This window comes from Ralstonia sp. 25mfcol4.1 (genome assembly GCF_900104095.1).
GTDB lineage: Bacteria > Pseudomonadota > Gammaproteobacteria > Burkholderiales > Burkholderiaceae > Cupriavidus.
Map to the genome: position 1 here is coordinate 507,841 of NZ_FNJO01000003.1, position 22,416 is coordinate 530,256.

Consider the following 22,416-nt stretch of genomic DNA (forward strand, 5'->3'; position numbering starts at 1 on the left):
GGCCCGTAAGGGCAGACACCGGCGTCGCATCAGGAGTTCTGGCTCAGCGCGCTCGACAGCAGCCTGGCCGTGATGTCGACGATCGGGATCACCCGCTCGTAGGCCATTCGCGTCGGCCCGATCACGCCCAGCGTGCCGACGATCTGGCCATCGACCCCATAGGGCGCCGTGATGACGGCCATGTCCTCCAGCGGCACCAGCTGGCTTTCGCCGCCGATGAAGATCTGCACGCCCTGCGCGTGGCTCGATACGTCCAGCAGCTGCAGCAGGCTGGTCTTGTGCTCGAACACGTCGAAGAGCCGGCGCAGCTTGTCCATGCTCGACGACAGGTCTTCCACCTCCAGCAGCCGGCGCTCGCCCGAGATGACCACCTGCTCGGTATTGTCCTCGGCCATCGCGCTGCTGCCGGCCTCCACGGCGGCCTGCATCAGCGACGACATGTCGCGCCGCAACGCCTGCAGTTCACCGCGCAGATGGTCGCGCACGGCATTGAAGCTCATGCCCGCGTAGTGGGTGTTGAAGAAGTTGGCGGCCTCGATCAGCTGGGCCGGGGTGTACGACAGTTCAGTCTGGATGATGCGGTTCTGCACGTCGCCCTCGGGGCTGACGATGATCAGCAGGATGCGCTTGTCCGACAGCCGCATGAATTCCACCTGCCGGAACGCCTGCGCGCGCCGTGGCGTCATCACCACGCCGGCAAAGCGCGACAGGTTCGACAGCGTATGGGCCGCCGCCGTGATCATCCGCTGCGGGCCCAGTTGCTGGCTGGCCATCTGGCCCTGGATCTGGTCCTTCAGGCCGGCCAGTTCGGCGCTCAGGCCGGGCGGGTCTTCCAGCGGGCGCGCCGTCAGCATCGTGTCGACGAACAGCCGGTAGCCGCGCGGCGTGGGAATCCGGCCGGCCGACGTATGCGGGCTGGCAATGAAACCCATTTCCTCGAGGTCCGACATCACATTGCGGATGGTCGCCGGCGACAGGTCCAGACCCGAGTACTTCGACAGGGTCCGCGAGCCCACGGGCTGCCCCTCGGCGATGTATCGCTCGATCAGGGTCTTGAGCAGCGTTTTAGAACGTTCATCCATGATGCTGGGGATTTTAATCAAAACTGGCCCGTTCGGGCGCCGGCCGCGCATGGCGGTCGGGCGGCCGGCGTGGGCTGCGGGTGCCGCCGGCACCCATTCCGGCGGCGCCGGCCCGAAGCTGGCAATGGTCATGCCGGTATGTTCTAATCCCGCCATGTCTGCCCCCTCAAAGCCCAGCGCCTTGCGCGCTCCGTTCAAGACTGTCGCCCTGGTGGGCAGGCATTCGACCGCCGGTATCGAAGGCCCGCTGGAGGAACTGGCGTCCTGCATCCTGCGCAACGGCCAGGATGTGGTCTTCGAGCGCGAGACCGCCATGGCTACCGGGCTGACCGGCTATCCGGTGCTGAGTCCCGAGGAAATCGGCCGCCAGGCCGACGTCGCCGTGGTGCTCGGGGGCGATGGCACGCTGCTGGGCCTGGCCCGCCAGCTGGCCGGCCACGAGGTGCCGGTGATCGGTGTCAATCATGGCCGGCTGGGCTTCATGACCGACATCCCGCTCGAGGACGTCACCCGGACGCTGCCCGAAATGCTGGCCGGCCGCTACGAGGCCGAATGCCGCATGCTGCTGGAATCGCGCGTGATCCGCGACGATGCCGTCATTTTCTCGGCGCTGGCGTTCAATGACGTGGTGGTGAACCGCTCCGGTATCTCGGGCATGGTCGAGCTGGCCGTCTCCGTGGACGGTTATTTCATGTACAACCAGCGTTCGGACGGCCTGATCGTGTCCACCCCCACCGGCTCCACCGCCTATGCGCTGGCCGCCGGGGGACCGATCCTGCATCCCACGCTGTCGGGCCTGGTGCTGGTGCCGATCGCCCCGCACGCCTTGTCGAACCGGCCGATCGTGCTGCCGCACGATGCGGAGGTCACGATCGAGGTGGCCAGCGCGCGCGATGTCAGCGTCAACTTCGACATGCAGTCGCTGGCGTCGCTGCTGCCCGGCGACCGGATCGTCGTGCGCCGCTCGGCCAAGACCGTCAACCTGCTGCATCCGCTGGGCTACAACTACTACGCCACGCTGCGCAAGAAGCTGCACTGGCACGAGTATCCGACCGAAGACAACCGGCTCTGAGCCCGCCCTTCCCCGTTTCCGCCTGACGCCACCTACCGCTCACGATGCTGCGCAGCCTGTCCATCCGCGATTTCGTCATCGTCGACACGCTCGACCTCGACTTTTCGGCCGGATTCACCGTATTTACCGGCGAAACCGGCGCCGGCAAGTCGATCCTGATCGATGCGCTGGCGCTGGTGCTGGGCGAGCGCGCCGATGCCGGCGTGGTCCGTGAAGGGGCGGCGCGCGCCAGCATCAGCGCCACGTTCCTGACCCATCCCGCGCTGGACGCCTGGCTGGCCGAGCGCGAACTGGCCGGCGATGACGACACCGTGCTGCTGCGCCGTACCGTCGACGCCTCGGGCCGCGGCAAGGCGTTCATCAACGGCGCCGCCGCCACGCTGGCCCAGCTGCGCGAGGTGGGCGACCAGCTCGTGGACATCCACGGCCAGCACGCGCACCAGCAACTGCTGCGTCCGGATGCCCAGCGGCACCTGTTCGATGCCCACGCCGGGCTGACCGAGCAGGCCGGCGCGGTGGCCGAGGCCTGGCGCGCGTGGCGTGCCGCGCGGGCGCAGCGCGAAGCCGTGGAACACCAGTCGCGCGAGATGCAGCTCGAACGCGAGCGGCTCGAATGGCAGGTGGGCGAGCTCGACAAGCTGGCGCCGCAAGCCGGCGAGTGGGAAGAGATCCAGGCCGAGTACAACCGCCTGTCGCATGCGGCCGGCCTGATCGACGGCAGCCGCGCGGCGCTCGACGCGCTGTCCGAATCCGATGGCGCCGTGGCGTCGGTACTCAATGGCGTGGTGCACCGGCTGCAGCAGCTTGCCGATGTCGATCCAGGCCTGCGCGACGTGCTGGCCGCGCTGGAACCCGCGCTGGTGCAGGTCGATGAGGCCGCCCATTCGCTGACCCGCTACGTGGACCGGCTCGAACTCGACCCCGAGCGGCTGCAGGCCGTGGAAGAACGGATGCAGGCGCTGCACACCACGGCGCGCAAGTACCGGCTGCCGCCGGAGCAGTTGCCCGACGAACTGCTGGCCCGCAGGCAGCAACTGGACGACCTGCAGGCCGCCCAGGACATCAACAAGGTGCTGGCGCGCGAAGCCGCCGCCCGCGCCGCCTACCTGACCCTGGCGCAGCACCTTTCGGCGGCCCGCGCGGTGGCCGCCGCCGCACTGTCGGCCGCCGTCACCGATGCCATGCAGGGGCTGTCGATGGCCGGCGGCACGTTCGCCGTGGCCTTGCACCCGCTCGAAGAAGGCCAGAGCCACGGGCTCGAACAGGTGGAATTCCTGGTCGCCGGCCATGCGGGCGTCACCGCGCGGCCGCTGGCCCGCGTGGCATCGGGCGGCGAACTGGCCCGTATCAGCCTGGCGATCTCGGTGATCACCAGCGAGGCCGCGCCCACCCCGACGCTGATCTTCGACGAGGTCGACACCGGCATCGGCGGCGCCGTGGCCGAGGTGGTGGGCCGTCGCCTGCAGGAACTGGGCCGCTCGCGCCAGGTGCTGTGCGTCACGCACCTGCCGCAGGTGGCCGCGCAGGCCGGCGCCCATCTGCTGGTCAGCAAGGAAAGCAAGACCGACAAGGCCGGCGCCGTCACCCGTTCGCGCATCCGCCTGCTGGATGCCGAAGGCCGCGTCAACGAGACCGCGCGCATGCTGGGCGGCGCCACGGTCACGGCCACGACGGTGCAACATGCCGAAGAGATGCTGGCGCAGGGTGCCCGCGCCGCGGCACAGGCGGCCAATGCGCCGCGCGAAGGCGGCGGCAGGAAGCCACGCCGCGCGGCGGGCTGAGCCCATCGCCCGTGCAAACCGGCACCCACGCAAACAAGGACAGGAGTTTCAAACCGATGACCCATGGCAAGCTGCCATCGACCCGCCGCACGACTGTTGGCCCGGTTGTTGTACCGACCGCCGGCCGGTTCGCCCGTCACCTTGGTGCCTCCGTACTGGTGGCGCTGGGCCTGACCGCGCTGACCGCCGTGTCGGGCTGCGCTTCGGAATCGAAGTCGTTCGCGCCGCCGCGCGGCAGCATCACTGACGACCGTGCCATCGGCGACATCCTGGTCAAGTTCGCACCGCCGGAGGTCACGGCATCGGAGGATGCCGGCAAGCTGCTGGCCGAGGTGCAGGGTCCGGTGCGCTACGTCGTCAAGCGGCCGATGTCGGGCGGCGTGTGGCTGGTGACGGCTATCACGGCATCGGCCGATGTCACGCTGGATCAGGCCGTGGCCACGCTGCAGGCGGCGCCGCGGGTGGCATCGGCCACGCCCGACCGGATGCTGCGGCCGCATCGCGGCAAGCCGGTCAGCCGCGACATGCCTAACCCGTAAGCCCAAAGCCCAAGGCATCGGGCGCGAAAAGCAACCCATACTGATCTATCAGCAGTTCTGTCAGCAGTCCGCATCAAACGTTCTCCACAGGAGTGCAGATGTCGTACGCAACGCTGAAATTCCGCAAAGCTTCGATCGCGCCGGTCATGCTGGCGATGGCGGCCAGCGCCCTGCTCGGCCTGCCGGGCTTCGCCCGGGCCGACGCCGCCATGCCGGCGACATCGGCATCCACGTCGGCATCCACGTCGGCATCCACCTCGGCATCCACCTCGGCTTCTGCGTCGGCATCGGCTGCCGCGCCCGCCTCGGCCGCGGCAGCCCGCATCGGACGACCGGCGCCACGCTACACCGGCAACTACATCGTCCGCTGGCGCGACGGCAGCCAGACCATCGGCACCAGCGCGGACACCACGCGCATGCGCCGCGTGGAGTCCAATACCGGCCTCGCGCTGTCGGTCAGGCGGCCGATGGCCAACGCCATGCAGTTGCTGACGGTCAAGGACAGCCGTGGCGACGACCCCGAAACCGTGGCCAGGCGGCTGCGCCAGGACCCGCGCGTGGCCGATGCCGTGCCCGACCGCTGGCTGCAACTGCACGACACCGTACCGAACGATCCCGATTTCGCGACCCAGTCGCTCTATATGGGATCGCCGGTAGTGACGCCCGGCGCGGCCAACCTGTCGCGCGCCTGGGACCGTTCGCGCGGCAGCGCCAATGTGGTGATCGCCGTGGTGGACACCGGCTATCTCGATCACCCCGACCTGGCGGGCCGACTGGTTGCCGGTTATGACTTCATCAGCACCACCTCGGTATCGGTCGATGGCGACGGACGCGACACCGACGCGCACGACCCGGGCGACTACGTACCCAGCGGCAGCACCTGCCCCGACGGCTCCGGCGCCAGCGACAGCAGCTGGCACGGCACGCGCGTGGCCAGCGTGCTGGGCGCGGTGACCAACAATGGCAGCGGTATTGCAGCGGTGGACTGGAATGCGCGCATCCAGCCGGTGCGTGTGTCGGGGCGCTGCGGCGCCCTGCTGTCCGATACGGTCGATGGCATGCGGTGGGCAGGCGGCCTGACCGTGCCCGGCGTGCCGAACAACCCCACGCCGGCCAAGGTGGTCAACGTGAGCCTGGGCGGCGGCACCTGTTCGAGCATCGAGCAGCAGGCCGTGAACGACCTGAACGCCGCGGGGGTGATCGTGGTGGCCGCTGCCGGCAATTCGGCCGGCGCCGTCGAGGCTCCCGCCGACTGCACGGGCGTGATCGCCGTCACGGCACATGCGAACGATGGCGAAAACGCCAGCTTTGCCAACGTGGGCCCGCAAGTGACCATCAGCGCGCCCGGAGGCGGCTGCGGCAACTCCAAGGTCATCGTCACCAACAATGTGGCGACGGGTTGCACGGGTGGCCAGTCGTTCATCCGCACGCTGTCCAACGCGGGCACGGCCGGACCAACCACCTACAACATCATCAGCTCGCAGGGCACCAGTTTCTCGGCGCCGATGGTGTCGGGCGTGGTGGCGCTGATGCTGGCGGTCAACCCGGCGCTGACGCCCGCCCAGGTCACCGCGGTGCTGAAGAACACGGCACGCGCCCATCCGGCGGGTACGTACTGCACGCGCAGCGCCAACACCGGCAAGTGTGGCGCGGGCCTGCTCGATGCCGACGCTGCGCTGGCAGCGGCACCGAATCCGCCGTCCACCGGCTCCACATCGACCAGCACGGCCGCCGATAGCGGCGGCGGTGGTGGTGGCGGCGGCGGTGCGTTCTCGCCGTGGAGTGCGGCGGTGCTGCTGGTGATCGGACTGGTTGGCTTCGGCACGCGGCGGCGGGCGCTGCGGTAGACACCACCGCGACGCCAGCGCCTGCCAATCAGCGCCGGCGCTGGCCCCACCATTCCTGCAGCAGCCAGCACGCCAGGCCGGCCACCGCGCCGGCCGCGTGCGCACCGCGTACCACGCCGAAACCCCACGATGGATCGAACACGATGGCAGCCAGCCATGACTGCTCGATCCACACCTTGCCCAGCACGATCACGCACGTCGCCACGCCAATCACGCGCGACCACCCGGGCGCCTGCAGCAACCGCAGTGCCGCCCACAGCGCGAGGCCGTGCGTGGCGCCCGACAATCCGCCGTACCAGCCAACCTCCGGCATGCGCAGCAGCGCCACCTGCACGGCCAGACCGCAGACCAGCAATACAAGCAGCATCTCGCGGACACGGGCGGCGCGGCCGGCGAGCAGCAGCAGGCCGGCCGTGGCGGCCACGTCGGACAGATAGTGGCGCCAGTCCAGATGCACCCACATCGCCGTCAGCACGCGCCACCACTGGCCGTCCAGGCGTACGGCGTCACGCACATAGAGCCCGTGCGCGTGCCACCACGGCACAAAGGTGAACAGCGCGGACAGGGCCGCCACGCCGGCCACGGTGGCCAGCATGGCCGGCCATCCGGGCATGCGAGGCGGCTGCGGCGGCTGCGGCGGCGATGGCTGCAATGGCGGCGGCGCGCCCGGCGACCGCTGCACGGCGCTCATCCGCGCCTCAGCGTTCGCCGAACACCGATTGCCAGAGCGCGCGCACTGGCGCGGTCTGCTCGGCCACGCTGTCGGGCGCCACGCGCGCCTGGTCCTGGCCATCGAGCCGCAGCTTGTGCTGGCGCGCACGGAACAGCCGGTAGGCATCGCCCACGGCCAGCGCCAGCCCGGCGTCGATCAGGTTCAGCACGCCGGCCATGCGCAGCAGCGCGATATTGCCCGCGTTGCGCGTCAGCTCCGGATGCGCGCCGCTGTGCAGCAGCACCAGGTACTGCACCGTGAACTCGATATCGACCATGCCGCCGCGATCGTGCTTGAGGTCGAACAGCGCGGTCGGGTTGGGATGGCCCTCGGCCACCTTGGCGCGCATCTGCACGATTTCCTCGCGCAGCGCCACGGCATCGCGCGGCTGGCGCAGGATCTCGTCGCGCAGGTCCTCGAACCGGTTGCCGATGTCGCGGTCGCCGGCGCAGAAGCGGGCCCGCGTCAGCGCCTGGTGCTCCCAGACCCACGCGGTGTTGTCGCCCTCGCGCAACTGGTAGCGCCGGAACGCGTCGAAGCTCGTCACCAGCAGCCCCGCCGCCCCGTTCGGCCGCAGCCGCGTGTCCACGTCGAACAGCATGCCCGCCGCCGTATGACTGGTCAGCCAGGTGATCAGCCGGCGCGCGTACGCGGCGTAGACGTCGGGCGCGCGTTCATGGTCGTCGTCGTACAGGAAGATCAGGTCCAGGTCCGACGCATAACCCAGTTCCTTGCCGCCCAGCCGGCCGTAGGCGATGACCGCGAAGCGCGGCGACTCGCAATGGCGGGTGGCCAGCTGGCGCCACACCACCTGCATGGTGACCTCCAGCATGGCATCGGCCAGATCGGACAGGCGGTCGGCCACCTGCTCGACGGTCAGCAGCCCCTGCAGGTCCTGCAGCAGGATGCGGAAGGTCTCGGCATGGTGCTCGCGGCGCAGGATGTCCATCTGCGTTTCGACCTGCCCGTCGGATGCCTGCAGCCGCTCCGACAGGCGCTGGCGGAAACCGGCCCAGTCCGGCGCGCCGGCCAGCGCATCGCTGTCCAGCAGTTCGTCGAGCAGTTGCGGATGCCGGGTCAGGTAGGTGGCCGCCCAGCGCGACGCGTGCAGCGTCTGTGCCACGCGATCCATCGCCTGCGGGTATTCGGACAGCAGCGACAGGTAAGAGGCCCGGCGGCTGATCGCATCCAGGAAGTCCAGGAAGCGCGCGATCGTGGCGTCGGCATCGTCCTGCTTGACTGCCAGATCCAGCGCACGGTTGACGAGCAGATCGAAGCGGCCCCGGCTGGTTTCCGACAGCGCGCGATAGCGCATCGACGTGCCGATGGCCCGCAGACGGTCGTAAAGCCCGGTGCAGTCGCTGAAGCCCGCCGCCTGCAGCGCCTGGCACGGCGACGACTCCGGGTCGGTCTCGTCGTCATCGTCGCCCGGGTTCGACTGCGTGGCGCGCGACGCCATTTCCTCGCGCACCAGCGCCGGCCACAGCGGCTCGCTCTGCGCCGTCTCGCCGTCGGCGAACGGATCGGCAAAGGTGGCTTCGAACTGCTGCGCCACCGGGTCCATCAGCGTGTTCATCTGCGCGACCAGCGCGTCCCAGCCGGCGCAGCCCATCATCAGCGCCACGGCCTCGCGTTCGTCGTCCGACGTGGGCAGGTGATGCGTCTGGGCATCGTCGCGGTACTGGAGCCGGTGTTCCAGCTGGCGCAGGAAGCGGTAGGCATCGGCCAGTTGCTCGGCCTGGCCGGCCGGCAAAAGATTGCGTGCCACCGCCACGTCCAGCACTTCAAGGGTGGGCCGCACGCGCAGCGCGGGATCTTGCCCGCCGCGGATCAGCTGGAACACCTGGGCCATGAACTCGATCTCGCGGATGCCGCCGCGGCCCAGCTTGATGTTGAACGATCGCTGGTTCACGCCATGGCCCGCCAGCCCGCCGCTGCGCTTGGCTGCTTCCGAACGGATCTGGGCGTGCAGCGAGCGGATGGCGGCAATCACGCCGTAGTCCAGGTAGCGGCGGAACACGAACGGCGTGGTCATGCGGCCGAGCAGCGCGGCGGCGCGCGCGGCATGTGGGGTATCGACGGCCGACACCACCCGGCCCTTGATCCACGCATAGCGTTCCCACTCGCGGCCCTGCACCACCAGGTACTCCTCGAGCATGCCGAAGCTGCAGACCAGCGGCCCGGCGTCGCCGTTCGGGCGCAGGCGCATGTCCACGCGGAACACGTAGCCGTCGCCGGTGACTTCCGACAGCAGCGTGATCAGCCGCCGCCCCAGCCGGATGAAGTATTCGTGGTTGGACAGGCTGCGCGTCCCGCCCCGCGTGTCGCCATCCTCGTCGTAAAGAAAGATCAGGTCGATGTCGGACGACACGTTCAGCTCGCGCCCGCCCAGCTTGCCCATGCCGACCACCACCAGTTCCTGCACCTCGCCGCTCTGGTCGCCGGTGGGCTGGCCGAAGGTGGCCGCGAGGTCGTCGCCGAGCACGCGCAGACCATACTGGATCGACAGTTCGGCCAGGTCGGTCATGGCGCCGGTGATCTCGGCCAGCGTGGCCAGCCCGCGCAGGTCCCGCTCGATCACCACGCACATCACTTCGGCGCGCAGGCGCCGCAGCGCTTGGCCTGCGGCGGCCTCGGCATCTGCCGATGGCGCGTGCAGGGCCTTCAGGCGCGCTTCCATCCAGTCGCGTGTGATCGGGCCGACCGCCGCCTCCGCGACCACACCCGGCAGCCCCGCGCGCGCGGCCAGCACGCGCCGCGCGTAATGGGAGTACGCCGCCGAGTACAATACGTGACCCTCGCAATCCGCGGGGGTCAGTCCCTGCGCCGTCATCGTGGCAAAGGCCCCCTGGGCCATGTTGCCGATCGGTCCGGCGGCGCCCGGCGATGCCAGGATCGAAGTGGTTCCGGCGCCATCCAGCGGGTGCTGCGGGCCGGTCGATGCCGGGGCGGTGCCCGCGGCGGAACTCGTCGGATCAGGGACAGTCATTCCAGTTACTTTGCTTTATCGGGCAGGCGCCGTAGAGACCGCGGTGGCGCTTGCACGCACCACTTTGGAGAGCGGCTAGTATTGTCGGATAATCTGCGCATGTCCAGCCGCCCCACCGCCCCGGACGACGGTTCCGCATCCCCACGCGCGGGCGGTGACGGTACCGCCGCGGTCGCCGCTTCCCCTGCTTCGCAAACCGCCGAGCCCGGCCGTGGCCGGCGCGTGCTGGCGCGCGTCCGCAAAGCTCCGGGCCTGGTCTGGCAAGGCCTGCGCGCGCTGGCACGGCACCCCGCCTGGGGCCGGCTCTGGCGCATGCTGGTGCGCATCGTGGCCGTGCTGGCCGCGCTGGCCATCGTCGCCGTCCTGCTGATCCGTTTTGTCCTCTGGCCCCAGGCCCATACCGCACGCCAGTGGCTGGAGCAGCAAGGGTCCGCCGCGCTGACCGCCAATCTCACCATCGGCCAGCTCGACACCTACTGGGACGGCTGGCATCCGGCGTTCCGCGCCAGCAATGTGCAGGCGATGGACCACGATCGCCGGATGCTGCTGTCGGCCGGCACGCTCGAAGGCAAGCTGTCCTGGCAATCGGTGCCGGCACTGACCCTGCAGTTCGCCAGCCTGACGGCAGACCGCACCGACGTGCTGATCCGCCGTACCGACAAGGGCGCGCTGCTGGTGGCCGGGGTGCCGATCGAGGCCACCCGGTCGTCCAGCGAGGACGATCCATTCCTGAACTGGCTGCTGTCGCAGGGCCATATCGATCTGAAGAGCGGCAACCTGCGCTGGCTCGACGAAAAGGCGAAGCTGCCGCAGCTCGATGTCGCCGACATCCACTTCACGTCAGACCGCCATGGCGTGCAGCACACGGTTCGCCTGGAGGCACGCAGCGCATCGCTGGCGCCGCAGCCGCTGGTCTTCCAGGCCAACCTGCGGCACGACTACCTGCATGGCGCCGGCAACTGGCGGCATTGGGCCGGCCAGGCCAGCTGGGCCTTCAACCAGCTGCAGCTGCCGGTGGTGCAGCGATACCTGGCGATCTTCGACAACGTCAACAGCGGCGTCTTCAGCACCGACGGCACCGTGGACATCCGCGGTGGCCATGTGCTGCGCAGCCAGCTGCGGCTGCGCGCGACGGGCGTGGACCTGTTGCTGACGGGCGCCACCGAGCCGCTCAAGCTGACCAACGCGCAGGCGCTGCTGCTGCACAAGGGCGACCGCGGGGGCAACAACTCGCTGACCATCGACACGCTGCTCTGGCAGGGCGAACCGCAGGCTGGGCCGCCTTCCGCCACCGATGCGTCGTGGCGCGACGGCATGCGCAAGGTCACCATCGACTGGGCCCGCGACAACGCCGGCCACTTGCGCAAGTTCGCGCTGCGCGCGCCAACCTTCGACCTGAACACGGTGCGCGCGCTGGCCACGTCGATGCCGATCGATACGGCGATGCTGCGCCAGTTGCGCGCGCTGCAGCCGGCCGGCCATATCGACAACCTCGACGTCACCTGGTCGCGCGAGCGGGCCGGCCTGCTGTCGCGCGGGCCCGGCGTGCCGCACTACACGGTGCAGGGCACGCTGCGCAGCGTATCGGTCAACAGCCAGCCGGCGGTGCCGGCCGTGGGCCCGGACGGCAAACCCCACACCGGCACGCCCGGCTTCAGCCGCCTGTCCGGCAACTTCAGCTTCGACGACCGACAGGGCACCGCGCGCGTGGACAGCACCGGCGCCACGCTGAGCTTCCCCGGCGTATTCGACGACCCGCTCATACCGTTCGACGAACTGCGCGGCGAAGTGCGCTGGCGCCACGACACCGACAACAAGCTCGTGGTGACCACGGAAGGCATCCGCTTTGCCAACACCGACACCGCCGGCACCGTGCGCGGCAGCTGGCGCGCGGGCGGCGACGGCCATAGCGGCATCGCCGACCTGTCCGGCGAGCTGGACCGCGCGCTGGCCAACCGTGTGCCGCGCTACCTGCCGTCGACCATGCCGGCCACGCGCCACTACCTGGAAGGCGCGCTGGTCGGCGGCGAGGCCTACGACGTGAAGTTCCTGGTCAAGGGCGACCTGTACCACTTCCCGTTCCACCCGCCGTTCGCCAAGGCCGGCGACTTCCGCGTGGAGGTGCCGGTACGCAACGTGAGCTACCAGATCGCCCCGCACGAAACGGGCCCGAACATCGGCGGCACCGCCGGCAGCAACGTCGGGGCCACCACCGGCGCCGGCGCCAGCGGCGGCATGGCCTGGCCCGATTTCACCGACATTTCCGGCGACCTGCTGTTCGAGCGCAGCACGATGTCGTTCCAGGTCAAACAGGCTGGCGTACGCGGCATTCCGGGGATCGTGCTGCGCGATGTCGGCGGCAAGATCGACGACCTGGGCGACCACGGCCACCTGACGATCGACGGTGGCGCCACCGGGCCGGTGCAAGGCTTCCTGCGCTATGTGGCGACCACGCCGGTCAGGGGCTGGACGGCCAACGTGACCGACAGCGCGCGCGCGCCGGGCCACGGCGAACTGAAACTGAAGCTGGACCTGCCGCTGAGCCACGCCGCAGGGTCGAAGGTCAACGGCGAATTCCGCTTCCCTGGCAACGACGTGACGCTGTTCCCGGAGCTGCCCACGCTGTTCGGCGCCACCGGCGCGGTCGCCTTCGACGAGCACGGCTTCCAGCTGAACCACGTGCGCGGCCGCTTTCTGGGAGGCGAAACCCGCATTACCGGCGGCACCCAGCCGGACGGCACCACCCACGTGGCCATTGCCGGCACGGCCACGGCACAGGGTCTGCGCGATGTACTGGGCGCCGGCGCCGCCGCGCTGGGCAAGCGCATCGAGGGCAGCACGCCGTACAGCGCCGTGGTGGGCGTGCGGGACAAGCGCCTGCAGATGCAGCTGGCATCGGATCTCAACGGGCTGGCGCTCGACCTGCCGCCCCCGCTGGCCAAGCTGGCGGGACAGGAACTGCCGCTGCGCTTCGACCTGCGCCCGTCGGCCACCCGCGCCGGACTGGACGACATGACGATCCAGTTCGCCAACAATGCCGCCGCGCGCTACGTGCTGCGGCGGGGCGACACGACCGAGGTGATCGCGGGCGGCATCGGGGTCGGCCAGCCTGCCCCGCTGCCGGCCAGCGGCGTGACCGTGGCGATCAACACCGACCGGCTCGACGTGGACGCCTGGCGTGCCGTGCTCGACCCGGCGTCGAACGACCGCCAGCCGGCCGGCGACGTGGACCGCTCGTCACCGTTCCTGCCCGAGCGCGTCAATGTGCGGACCAAATCGCTCGATGCCTTCGGCCGCGAGCTGAACGACGTGACGATCGACGCCAATCGCGAAGGCGGCGGCTGGAACCTGCAGATGGCATCGCGCCAGATCACCGGCAACGGCCAGTGGCGGCGCGACAGCACCAATCCGGCCGGGTCGCTGACCGTGCGGCTGTCGCACCTGGACATTCCCGACGCCACCGACGACGGCCACATGACCGAGGCCATCACGCGCAGCGTCGAGGAAATGCCGGCGCTGGACCTGTCCGTCGAGCGATTCGTGCTGCATGGCCGCGACTTTGGCAAGCTGGAGGTCAAGGCCCATACCAGCCACACCGACAACCAGCCGGTCTGGACGCTGGACAGCCTGAGCATCGAGCAGCCGGGCGCCACGCTGACCGGCAGCGGCAGCTGGCGCCTGCCGCGCCGCCTGCGCGAGGCGGCGGCGCAGGGCAATGTGTCGCCCACCGAGGGCCGCCGCACGCTGCTCAACTTCAAGCTCGACGTCCGCAACGCCGGCGACGTGCTGGACCGCTTCGGCCTGGCCCACACGGTGCGCGACGGCAAGGGGTCGCTCGAAGGCCGCATCGCGTGGCGCGGGTCGCCGATGTCGATCGATTACCCGAGCCTGTCGGGGCGGCTGAACCTGAGCCTGGAAAACGGCCAGATCCTCAGCGTGGAACCGGGCGCGGCGCGGCTGCTGGGCGTGCTGAGCCTGCAGAGCCTGCTGCGCTTTGCCACGCTCGACTTCCGCTCGCTGGCCAGCAAGGGGCTGGTGTTCGACGACATCACCGGATCGGGCACCATCGAGAACGGCGTAGGCAAGATCGACGAATTCCGCTTCAAGGGCAGCCAGGTGATGGCCTCGATGACCGGCACGGCCGACCTGCTGCATGAAACGCAGGACCTGCAGGTGGCCGTGGTGCCGCGCATCAACGCCACCACCACTTCGGTGGCAGCCGCGTTCATCAACCCGGTGCTGGGCATCGGCACGCTGGCGGCCCAGCTGCTGTTCGCGGACGAGTTCTCGAAGGTCTTCACGCAGCACTACCACGTGAGCGGATCGTGGGCCGACCCCAAGGTCACCAAAGTGGAGGACAATAAGTCGCGCCAGGCGCCGGTACAGGACCGTTCGGGCGTCTTTACCCGCTGAAGCCGCGACCGTCCGATCCCTGCCCGCTACACGATCCATCCCCGCCCCGATCCGATAGAGGAAGCCACGATGACCGCTGCCAATCCGTTCCGCGTCGCCGCCATCCAGACCGTGACGGGCACGTCGCTCGACGACAACCTTGCCCGCGCCGACGCCCTGATTGCCGAAGCCGCCCACGGCGGTGCGGGCCTGGTATTGCTGCCCGAGTACTTCTGCATGATGGGCCGGCATGAATCGGACAAGGTGGCCATCCGCGAGCGCGACGGCGACGGCCCGGTGCAGCGATTCCTGGCCGATGCCGCGCGCCGGCACCGGATCTGGCTGGTCGGCGGCACGTTGCCGATGTGGTGCGGAGACGACAATCGCGTCTACAACGCGTCGCTGGCCTTCGACCCGCACGGCGCACGCGTGGCGCGCTATGACAAGATCCACCTGTTCGGCTTTACCAGGGGCGACGAGAATTTCGACGAATCGCGCACGATCCTGGCCGGCAAGACGCCTGTGGCGTTCGACGCCCCCTGTGGCCGCGTGGCGATGTCGATCTGCTACGACCTGCGCTTTCCGGAGCTGTATCGCGGGCTGGCAAAGGGCGGCGAAGGCGTCAGCTTGATTCTGATGCCGGCCGCCTTCACCTACACCACCGGACAGGCGCACTGGGAAATCCTGCTGCGGGCCCGCGCCATCGAAAATCAATGCTATGTGCTGGCGGCTGCACAAGGCGGCAAGCATGAAAACGGCCGCCGCACCTGGGGCCATTCGATGCTGGTGGACCCCTGGGGCGAGCTGATGGGCGTGCTGCCCGAAGGCGAAGGCGTGGTGTCGGGGGTGGTGGATCCGGCCAGGCTGGCCGAAGTGCGTCAGAACCTGCCGGCACTGCGCCATCGCGTACTGTAGGATTCAGGGCATTACTGTTTGCATTTCCCCGTGGCCCGGGTCGCCACGGGGTTCAAGACAAGGACAATCATGAACGCCGGAGATCTCGGAATTCGCAACCTGGCCACCGCGCAACAGCTGCTGCTGGCACCGTACGGTCTTGACGAGGCCACGCTCCAGCGCGTGCTGGCCGACATCTTCACGCACAAGGTGGACTACGCCGACCTGTACTTCCAGCACACCCGCAACGAGGCGTGGAGCCTGGAGGAAGGCATCGTCAAGTCGGGCAGCTTCAGCATCGACCAGGGCGTGGGCGTGCGCGCCGTATCGGGCGACAAGACCGCCTTTGCGTATTCGGACGACATCAGCCTGGCGGCGCTGTCGCAGGCCGCCGCGGCCACGCGCACGATCGGCCGCGCCGGCAGCGGGCGCGTCAAGGTGGCCGGCAGCATGGCATCGCATACCGGCCGCAACCTCTACGCGCCCAACGACCCGCTCGATTCGATGACGGCCACCGAAAAGGTGGCGCTGCTGGAAAAGATCGAGAAGCTGGCCCGCGCCAAGGACCCCCGCGTGGTGCAGGTCATGGCCGGCCTGGCCGGTGAATACGACGTGGTGCTGGTGGCGCGCAGCGACGGCGTGATCGCCGCCGACGTGCGCCCGCTGGTGCGCGTATCGGTCACGGTCATCGCCGAACAGAACGGCCGCCGCGAGATTGGCTCGTCCGGTGGTGGCGGCCGCTACGCGTACGGCTACTTTACCGACGACCTGCTGCGCAAGTACGTGGACGAGGCCGTGGCGTCCGCGCTGGTCAACCTGGATGCGCGCCCGGCCCCGGCCGGCGCGATGACCGTCGTCCTGGGTCCGGGCTGGCCCGGCGTGCTGCTGCACGAAGCCGTTGGCCATGGGCTGGAAGGCGACTTCAACCGCAAGGGCTCGTCGGCCTTCGCCGGCCGGATGGGCGAGCGCGTGGCCGCCAAGGGCGTGACCGTGGTGGATGACGGCACGATCGAGAACCGCCGCGGATCCCTGAACCTGGACGACGAGGGCAACCCGACCCAGTGCACCACGCTGATCGAGGACGGCATCCTGACCGGCTTTATCCAGGACACGCTCAACGCGCGCCTGATGAAGATGCCGGTCACCGGCAACGCCCGCCGCGAAAGCTACGCCGCGCTGCCCATGCCGCGCATGACCAACACCTACATGCTGAACGGCGACCGCGACCCGCAGGAGATCATCGCCAGCGTGAAGCGGGGCCTGTATGCCGTGAACTTCGGCGGCGGCCAGGTGGACATCACCAACGGCAAGTTCGTGTTCTCGGCCAGCGAGGCGTACATGATCGAGGACGGCAAGATCACGTACCCGGTCAAGGGCGCGACGCTGGTCGGCAACGGCCCCGAATCGCTGAAGGACGTGACGATGATCGGCAACGACATGCGCCTGGACTCGGGCGTGGGCGTCTGCGGCAAGGAAGGCCAGAGCGTGCCGGTCGGCGTGGGCCAGCCGACGCTGCGCATCGAGAACATGACGGTGGGCGGCACGGCCTGAGCCTGGACTGCCCGACCTTGACGAAGCGGCCGCATCAGCGGCCGTTTTCTTTTTCCGGCGAGATCAGGGCCTGACCTCGTACACGAGGTTGAATGGCGTCTGCGCCGCGCGCCGGAAGCTATGGAAGCCGCCCTGCTCCGCCACGCCGCGCATGCGCGCCTCGCCCGCCTGGGCGCCCAGGCACATCGCCCCTTCCTGCGCACGCGACCCCGGCGTGCAGATGAACGTCGACGCCGAATAGAACACGCGCCCCACGGGGTTCAGGTTGTCCTGCAGGGTGTCGTTGGCAAACGGCTCGACGATCATCCAGCAGCCGTCCGGCTTCAGGGCGTCCCGGATATGGCGCGCGGCACCCACCGGATCGCCCATGTCGTGCAGGCAGTCGAATACCGTCACCAGGTCGTAGCCGGTACCCGGGAAGTCCTTGGCCGACGCCACCTCGAAGGTCACGCGGTCGCCCACGCCGGCGCGGCGCGCGGCGTCGGCGGCATGCCGGATCGACGGCTCGTGGTAGTCGAAACCGCGAAACCTGGCCAGCGGGAAGGCCTGCGCCATGATGATCGTCGAAGCGCCATGGCCACAGCCCACATCGGCCACGGTGGCCCCGGCCGCCAGCCTGGCTTCCATGCCCGCCATCGACGGAATCCACTTGCTGACCAGGTGCGCGGCATAGCCGGGCCGGAAGAACCGCTCAGTGCCATGGAACAGGGCAGGATCGTGCTCGTGCCAGCCCAGGCCACGCCCATTGCGGAAAATATCGATCATCTTCGGGATGGCGCGAAATTGCGCCACGGCAATCTGGAACGCCCCCGGAATGAAGGCGGGACTGCCCTCCTGCGCCAGCGCGAAGGCCTGCTCTTCGGTCAGCGAGAACATGTCGGTGGCCGCATCGTATTCGACGTAGCCGCTGGCGGCCTGCGCCGACAGCCATTCGCGCAGGTAGCGCGGGTCGGTGCGCGTTTTTTCGGCCAGCGTGGCCGCCGTCATCGGCTTTTCCGCCATGGCCTTGTACAGGCCCAGCTCGTCGCCCACCACCACCGTCGCCGCGTGCATCACGGCGCCAAGATCATGGACGAACCGCTCCATGAAGGCGTTCAGCTTTTTTTCATCGACAGACATGATCGGCACCTCCCCTGCTTCGCTTTTCTTCGATGCGCGCGGCAGCACGCAATACCAATATAGGCAGCAGGGGCACTCTGCATATGCTTAAATCTGTTGCACCTGTCGCTTGCCAGCGCCGTGGAAACGCGCTATAAAGATGCTTCGTTGTCGCGCGGGCGGCGACCGCATCCCGCAGTTTTCCGGATTGCGGCGCAATAAAATGCCCAGCTCTCTCGCGCCGCAGCATAAACTTCACGCATCCGCGTAAAACCGACACAAGCTCGCTACAGCCGATCCGATTTCCGCCATGTCCGCCAAGTTTTATTTTTACTTCTTTTGGCATCTCACACCGCTGGCGGATAGAGAGGGACAGCTGTAGGCAACCCCGAATACAAAAAGACCGCCAGCGAACCTGGCGGTTTTTTTATGCCCGCCGGTCGCCACGCAGAACCCCAACCAGACCCACGACCTCACAAGACCCGGAGCCATCATGCTGAAGAACACCGACGACCTGCGTATTCGAGAACTCAAGGAACTGCTGCCGCCCGCGCACCTGATCCGCGAGTTCGCCTGCTCCGAGGCGGCGTCCGACGTGATCTACGGCGCCCGTCAGGCCATGCACCGCATCCTGCATGGCATGGATGACCGCCTGATCGTCATCATTGGACCGTGCTCGATCCATGACACGCGCGCGGCCCTGGAATACGCCAACCTGCTCAAGGTGCAGCGCGACCGCTTCGCGGGCGAGCTGGAGGTCGTCATGCGCGTCTATTTCGAAAAGCCGCGCACCACGGTGGGCTGGAAGGGGCTGATCAACGATCCGCACATGGACGGCAGCTTCAAGATCAACGACGGCCTGCGCACCGCACGCGAAGTGCTGCTGAACATCAGCGAAATGGGTGTGCCGACGGGCACCGAGTACCTGGACATGATCAGCCCGCAATATATTGCCGACCTGGTCAGCTGGGGCGCCATCGGTGCCCGCACCACGGAATCGCAGGTGCACCGCGAACTGGCGTCGGGTCTGTCTTGCCCGGTCGGCTTCAAGAACGGCACCGACGGCAACGTGAAGATCGCCGTCGATGCGATCAAGGCCGCCTCGCAGCCGCACCATTTCCTGTCGGTGACCAAGGGCGGCCACTCGGCCATCGTGTCGACGTCCGGCAATGAGGACTGCCACATCATCCTGCGCGGCGGCAAGACGCCGAACTACGACGCCGCCAGCGTGGCGGAAGCCTGCGATGCCATCTCGAAGGCCGGCCTGGCCGCGCGCCTGATGATCGATGCCTCGCACGCCAACAGCAGCAAGAAGCATGAAAACCAGTTGCCGGTCTGCGAGGACATCGGCCGCCAGGTGGCTGGCGGCGACCAGCGCATCATCGGCGTCATGGTGGAATCGCACCTGGTGGCCGGCCGCCAGGACCACGTCCAGGGCACGCCGGTGGAAAACCTGACCTATGGCCAGTCGGTCACCGACGCCTGCATCGGCTGGGACGATTCGCTGTCGATCCTGGAAACGCTGTCCAATGCAGTGAAGCAGCGCCGCCTGGCCACGGGCAGCGGCAACTGATTGGCTGTTATGCGATAAGGAACAACGCCGACCCTCGGGTCGGCGTTGTTTTTTGATCACCGCACCCAACAAAAAACCGCCCCGGAGGGCGGCTTTCGGTGGGGCGACGGCAACGTGCCGGCGCTTACTTCTTCAGCACCAGGTCGCCCTTCAGCGAACCGATATAGGCGGCGATGTCCTTCAGTTCGGCGTGCGTGAACGGACGCGGCTTGCCGTCCTTGCCGGTCACGGCGGGGTTGCTGTTCACCTGGCCGGCCATGATGGCATTGGTGCGGCCCACCAGCGGGTTGCCGCTGACCTGGTAGGACGCCAGCGCGTGATAGAGGTAGTCCGGATGCTGGCCAGCCAGCTTCGGATAGTCGGGCGAGATCGGCGCGTTCAGGTCCTTGCCGTGGCAGGCCACGCAGCCGCCCTTTTCCACCAGCGCCTTGCCGGCCGCGATATCGGCCGCCGAGGCCGACATGGCAGTAACGCCAAGCGCCATGGCACCCAGCACGAACGAAACAGCTTTCAGCATCTTCATGATCAGGGGCCTTTTACTTGAGCGGATTGTTCTGCGTGTCGCCCTTCTGCTGCGAGTAGTACGCAGCCACGGCGGCGATGTCCTTGTCGGACAGGCTGTCGGCAATCCCCCGCATGGTCGGATGCTTGCGATCACCCTTCTTGTAGCCGTGCAGCGCATTCTCGATGTATTTGGCGCTCTGCCCGCCAAGCATGGGCACCTGATAGACCTCGGGGAACGACGCACGATAACCCGGAATGCCATGGCAGCCGATGCACATGGCCACTTTGTCGCGGGCGGTGTCGACATTGCCCTTGTCCTGGGCATGCGCTGCCGTTGCGGCCGCGCCCAACACTACCATCGTGAGGAGCTTTTTCATTTTCGTAGCTGATTGGGAAGTGTTAAACCGCGTGTGACCTGCCCCTGCTGGGGCGCCAGACGGCGTGCTACGAATGGGGATGGGGAGCGGATTGCCGGAGATCTGCCACGGGCGAAGCCGGTCAGACAAAGGCGCAGCCGGGGCGATATGCTGATGTGCCGCGGTGCTCTAACACCATTCTGCAACCATCTCGCGCTGTTGCCGCCTCCCGGTGATCTGCCATGTCTCTGGTGACAGAACTGCCGGGCGTGAGGAGGATATTGACTGGGGGCGCGTCAAACCGGCGCATTGTACCGCAGCGTGCACGCGCCAGTCCACGGCGCGCGCCTTGGGGTGAGCCCCACTGAACGCGAATGTCGATCTGCTCTTATACTGGCCCATTCCGGCCGAATTTCGGGTTGTTGCCGCCCGTTGTTGCAGGATTTCGGCCCAGCCGGTTGTTGTTTCCCATTGTCATTCGACCGGCCTGCCTGGCAGGCCGGCAGCGATACACCCAGGTTGCCTCATGTCCACCTCCGCCAACGCCAATCCGTCCCAGCAGGTCAAGTTCGAAGGTAGCGCCCAGTATGTGGCCACCGACGACCTGAAGCTGGCCGTCAACGCCGCGCGCACGCTGCAGCGCCCGCTGCTGATCAAGGGCGAGCCCGGCACCGGCAAGACCATGCTGGCCGAGGAAGTGGCCGCCGCGCTGGGCATGCCGCTGCTGCAGTGGCACATCAAGTCGACCACCAAGGCCCAGCAGGGCCTGTACGAATACGATGCGGTGTCGCGCCTGCGCGACTCCCAGCTTGGCGACGACCGCGTCCACGACATCAAGAACTACATCGTCAAGGGCGTGCTGTGGCAGGCCTTCGAAGCCGAGCAGCCCGTGGTGCTGCTGATCGACGAGATCGACAAGGCCGACATCGAATTCCCGAACGACCTGCTGCGCGAACTGGACCGCATGGAGTTCTACGTCTACGAGACGCGCGAACTGATCAAGGCCCGCCATCGTCCGCTGGTCATCATCACGTCGAACAACGAAAAGGAACTGCCCGACGCCTTCCTGCGCCGCTGCTTCTTCCACTACATCAAGTTCCCCGACGCCGAAACGATGCAGCAGATCGTTGACGTCCACTACCCCGGCATCAAGCGCGAGCTGGTGGCCGCGGCGCTGGAGGCGTTCTACGAAATGCGCAACCTGCCGGGCCTGAAGAAGAAACCCAGCACGTCGGAACTGATCGACTGGCTCAAGCTGCTGATGGCCGAGGACATCCCCGCCGAGGCGCTGCGCAACCCCGACCGCAAGGCTTCCATTCCGCCGTTGCATGGCGCTTTGCTTAAAAACGAGCAAGACGTGCACCTGTTCGAGCGCCTGGTGTTCATGAACCGCGCCAACCGCTGATCAAAATAGGCGAATGACGATGACGAAGTTCGTCCAGCCGGTCACGCTGACCGGGCAACACGCCACGCTGGCGCCGCTGGCGGCCGAACACCTGCCCGGCCTGCGCGAGGCCGCCGCCGACGGCGAACTGTTCCGCCTGTGGTACACCAGCGTGCCCACGCCAGAGGGCATGGCCGCCGAGATCGAGCGCCGCCTGGGCCTGCAGGCACAGGATTCGATGCAGCCGTTCACCGTGCTCGATGCCGATGGCCGCGTGGCCGGCATGACCACGTACATGAATATCGACGGCAAGAATCGCCGAGTCGAAATCGGCTCCACGTGGTACGCCAAGCGCGTGCAACGTACCGCGCTCAACACCGAGTGCAAGCTGATGCTGCTGCGCCATGCGTTCGAGACGCTCGACTGCATCGCCGTGGAATTCCGCACGCACTGGATGAACCACCAGAGCCGCGCGGCCATCGCGCGCCTGGGCGCCAAGCAGGACGGCGTGCTGCGCAACCATCTGCGCATGCCCGATGGATCGTTACGCGACACGGTGGTCTTCTCGATCATCGCCAGCGAATGGCCCACGGTGCGCGCGCATCTGCAATTCCAGCTCGAACGCCCGCGTTGATCGGAGTC

General features: G+C 68.0%; 16 protein-coding genes. 10 read left to right on the plus strand and 6 right to left on the minus strand.

Annotated features, from left to right (window positions below):
- Positions 1 to 29: 29 nt before the first annotated feature.
- Positions 30 to 1,082, minus strand: coding sequence for a heat-inducible transcriptional repressor HrcA (hrcA, locus tag BLQ58_RS08460; RefSeq protein ID WP_092596511.1), 1,053 nt, complete (start codon positions 1,080 to 1,082; stop codon positions 30 to 32).
- 154 nt (positions 1,083 to 1,236) lie between these two features.
- Between hrcA and BLQ58_RS08465 the strand changes: the two genes are divergently transcribed.
- From BLQ58_RS08465 to mprA, 4 genes are all read left to right on the plus strand, one after another.
- On the plus strand, positions 1,237 to 2,154 hold the full coding sequence (locus BLQ58_RS08465; RefSeq protein WP_029051745.1) for an NAD kinase: 918 nt from the start codon (positions 1,237 to 1,239) through the stop codon (positions 2,152 to 2,154).
- Positions 2,155 to 2,198: 44 nt separating this feature from the next.
- Positions 2,199 to 3,935, plus strand: coding sequence for a DNA repair protein RecN (gene recN / locus BLQ58_RS08470; protein ID WP_092596403.1), 1,737 nt, complete (start codon positions 2,199 to 2,201; stop codon positions 3,933 to 3,935).
- A 56-nt stretch (positions 3,936 to 3,991) separates the two neighbouring features.
- Positions 3,992 to 4,474, plus strand: coding sequence for a hypothetical protein (locus tag BLQ58_RS08475; protein ID WP_254775842.1), 483 nt, complete (start codon positions 3,992 to 3,994; stop codon positions 4,472 to 4,474).
- Positions 4,475 to 4,572: 98 nt separating this feature from the next.
- Positions 4,573 to 6,321 (plus strand): MprA protease, GlyGly-CTERM protein-sorting domain-containing form, encoded by a 1,749-nt coding sequence (mprA, locus tag BLQ58_RS08480; protein WP_254775843.1) that lies wholly within the window; start codon positions 4,573 to 4,575, stop codon positions 6,319 to 6,321.
- Between the two features lie 28 nt (positions 6,322 to 6,349).
- On the opposite strand, the gene rrtA is transcribed toward mprA, so the two are convergent.
- Positions 6,350 to 6,934: a rhombosortase gene (gene rrtA, locus BLQ58_RS08485; protein WP_092596520.1), complete on the minus strand. Its 585-nt coding sequence runs from the start codon at positions 6,932 to 6,934 to the stop codon at positions 6,350 to 6,352.
- 85 nt (positions 6,935 to 7,019) lie between these two features.
- Positions 7,020 to 10,022 carry a bifunctional [glutamate--ammonia ligase]-adenylyl-L-tyrosine phosphorylase/[glutamate--ammonia-ligase] adenylyltransferase gene (gene glnE / locus BLQ58_RS08490; RefSeq protein ID WP_029051469.1) on the minus strand — a complete coding sequence of 1,001 codons (3,003 nt, stop codon included), beginning with the start codon at positions 10,020 to 10,022 and terminating at the stop codon, positions 7,020 to 7,022.
- A 99-nt stretch (positions 10,023 to 10,121) separates the two neighbouring features.
- On the opposite strand from glnE, the gene BLQ58_RS08495 reads away from it, so the two are divergent.
- From BLQ58_RS08495 to tldD, 3 genes are all read left to right on the plus strand, one after another.
- Entirely contained in the window at positions 10,122 to 14,435 is a 4,314-nt protein-coding gene (locus tag BLQ58_RS08495) for a YhdP family protein (protein ID WP_092596406.1), read from the plus strand.
- A gap of 69 nt (positions 14,436 to 14,504) precedes the next feature.
- Positions 14,505 to 15,329 carry a carbon-nitrogen hydrolase family protein gene (locus BLQ58_RS08500; protein ID WP_029051467.1) on the plus strand — a complete coding sequence of 275 codons (825 nt, stop codon included), beginning with the start codon at positions 14,505 to 14,507 and terminating at the stop codon, positions 15,327 to 15,329.
- 69 nt (positions 15,330 to 15,398) lie between these two features.
- Positions 15,399 to 16,859 carry a metalloprotease TldD gene (gene tldD / locus BLQ58_RS08505; protein WP_092596409.1) on the plus strand — a complete coding sequence of 487 codons (1,461 nt, stop codon included), beginning with the start codon at positions 15,399 to 15,401 and terminating at the stop codon, positions 16,857 to 16,859.
- 63 nt (positions 16,860 to 16,922) lie between these two features.
- On the opposite strand, the gene BLQ58_RS08510 is transcribed toward tldD, so the two are convergent.
- Positions 16,923 to 17,978 (minus strand): class I SAM-dependent methyltransferase, encoded by a 1,056-nt coding sequence (locus tag BLQ58_RS08510; protein ID WP_029051372.1) that lies wholly within the window; start codon positions 17,976 to 17,978, stop codon positions 16,923 to 16,925.
- Positions 17,979 to 18,447: 469 nt separating this feature from the next.
- On the opposite strand from BLQ58_RS08510, the gene aroG reads away from it, so the two are divergent.
- On the plus strand, positions 18,448 to 19,530 hold the full coding sequence (gene aroG / locus BLQ58_RS08515; protein WP_092596411.1) for a 3-deoxy-7-phosphoheptulonate synthase AroG: 1,083 nt from the start codon (positions 18,448 to 18,450) through the stop codon (positions 19,528 to 19,530).
- A 124-nt stretch (positions 19,531 to 19,654) separates the two neighbouring features.
- Here aroG and BLQ58_RS08520 read toward each other — a convergent pair whose 3' ends face one another.
- Together BLQ58_RS08520 and BLQ58_RS08525 are read right to left on the minus strand one after the other, a co-directional pair.
- The gene (locus BLQ58_RS08520; protein WP_029051370.1) at positions 19,655 to 20,053 is read right to left on the minus strand and encodes a c-type cytochrome; all 399 of its coding nucleotides are present in this window, start codon (positions 20,051 to 20,053) and stop codon (positions 19,655 to 19,657) included.
- 13 nt (positions 20,054 to 20,066) lie between these two features.
- Entirely contained in the window at positions 20,067 to 20,411 is a 345-nt protein-coding gene (locus BLQ58_RS08525; protein ID WP_029051369.1) for a c-type cytochrome, read from the minus strand.
- 505 nt (positions 20,412 to 20,916) lie between these two features.
- Here BLQ58_RS08525 and BLQ58_RS08530 point away from each other — a divergent pair.
- Together BLQ58_RS08530 and BLQ58_RS08535 are read left to right on the plus strand one after the other, a co-directional pair.
- Positions 20,917 to 21,795, plus strand: coding sequence for an AAA family ATPase (locus BLQ58_RS08530; RefSeq protein ID WP_029051368.1), 879 nt, complete (start codon positions 20,917 to 20,919; stop codon positions 21,793 to 21,795).
- A gap of 19 nt (positions 21,796 to 21,814) precedes the next feature.
- Complete coding sequence (locus BLQ58_RS08535) at positions 21,815 to 22,408, plus strand: GNAT family N-acetyltransferase (RefSeq protein WP_029051367.1); 594 nt, start codon at positions 21,815 to 21,817, stop codon at positions 22,406 to 22,408.
- Positions 22,409 to 22,416: the final 8 nt, after the last annotated feature.

Bases quoted from the DNA above. Each gene is read 5' to 3' on its own strand.
- hrcA (WP_092596511.1), bottom strand. From the start codon at position 1,082: ATGGATGAACGTTCTAAAACGCTGCTCAAGACCCTGATCGAGCGATAC.
- BLQ58_RS08465 (WP_029051745.1), top strand. From the start codon at position 1,237: ATGTCTGCCCCCTCAAAGCCCAGCGCCTTGCGCGCTCCGTTCAAGACT.
- recN (WP_092596403.1), top strand. From the start codon at position 2,199: ATGCTGCGCAGCCTGTCCATCCGCGATTTCGTCATCGTCGACACGCTC.
- BLQ58_RS08475 (WP_254775842.1), top strand. From the start codon at position 3,992: ATGACCCATGGCAAGCTGCCATCGACCCGCCGCACGACTGTTGGCCCG.
- mprA (WP_254775843.1), top strand. From the start codon at position 4,573: ATGTCGTACGCAACGCTGAAATTCCGCAAAGCTTCGATCGCGCCGGTC.
- rrtA (WP_092596520.1), bottom strand. From the start codon at position 6,934: ATGCCCGGATGGCCGGCCATGCTGGCCACCGTGGCCGGCGTGGCGGCC.
- glnE (WP_029051469.1), bottom strand. From the start codon at position 10,022: ATGACTGTCCCTGATCCGACGAGTTCCGCCGCGGGCACCGCCCCGGCA.
- BLQ58_RS08495 (WP_092596406.1), top strand. From the start codon at position 10,122: ATGTCCAGCCGCCCCACCGCCCCGGACGACGGTTCCGCATCCCCACGC.
- BLQ58_RS08500 (WP_029051467.1), top strand. From the start codon at position 14,505: ATGACCGCTGCCAATCCGTTCCGCGTCGCCGCCATCCAGACCGTGACG.
- tldD (WP_092596409.1), top strand. From the start codon at position 15,399: ATGAACGCCGGAGATCTCGGAATTCGCAACCTGGCCACCGCGCAACAG.
- BLQ58_RS08510 (WP_029051372.1), bottom strand. From the start codon at position 17,978: ATGTCTGTCGATGAAAAAAAGCTGAACGCCTTCATGGAGCGGTTCGTC.
- BLQ58_RS08520 (WP_029051370.1), bottom strand. From the start codon at position 20,053: ATGAAGATGCTGAAAGCTGTTTCGTTCGTGCTGGGTGCCATGGCGCTT.
- BLQ58_RS08525 (WP_029051369.1), bottom strand. From the start codon at position 20,411: ATGAAAAAGCTCCTCACGATGGTAGTGTTGGGCGCGGCCGCAACGGCA.
- BLQ58_RS08530 (WP_029051368.1), top strand. From the start codon at position 20,917: ATGTCCACCTCCGCCAACGCCAATCCGTCCCAGCAGGTCAAGTTCGAA.
- BLQ58_RS08535 (WP_029051367.1), top strand. From the start codon at position 21,815: ATGACGAAGTTCGTCCAGCCGGTCACGCTGACCGGGCAACACGCCACG.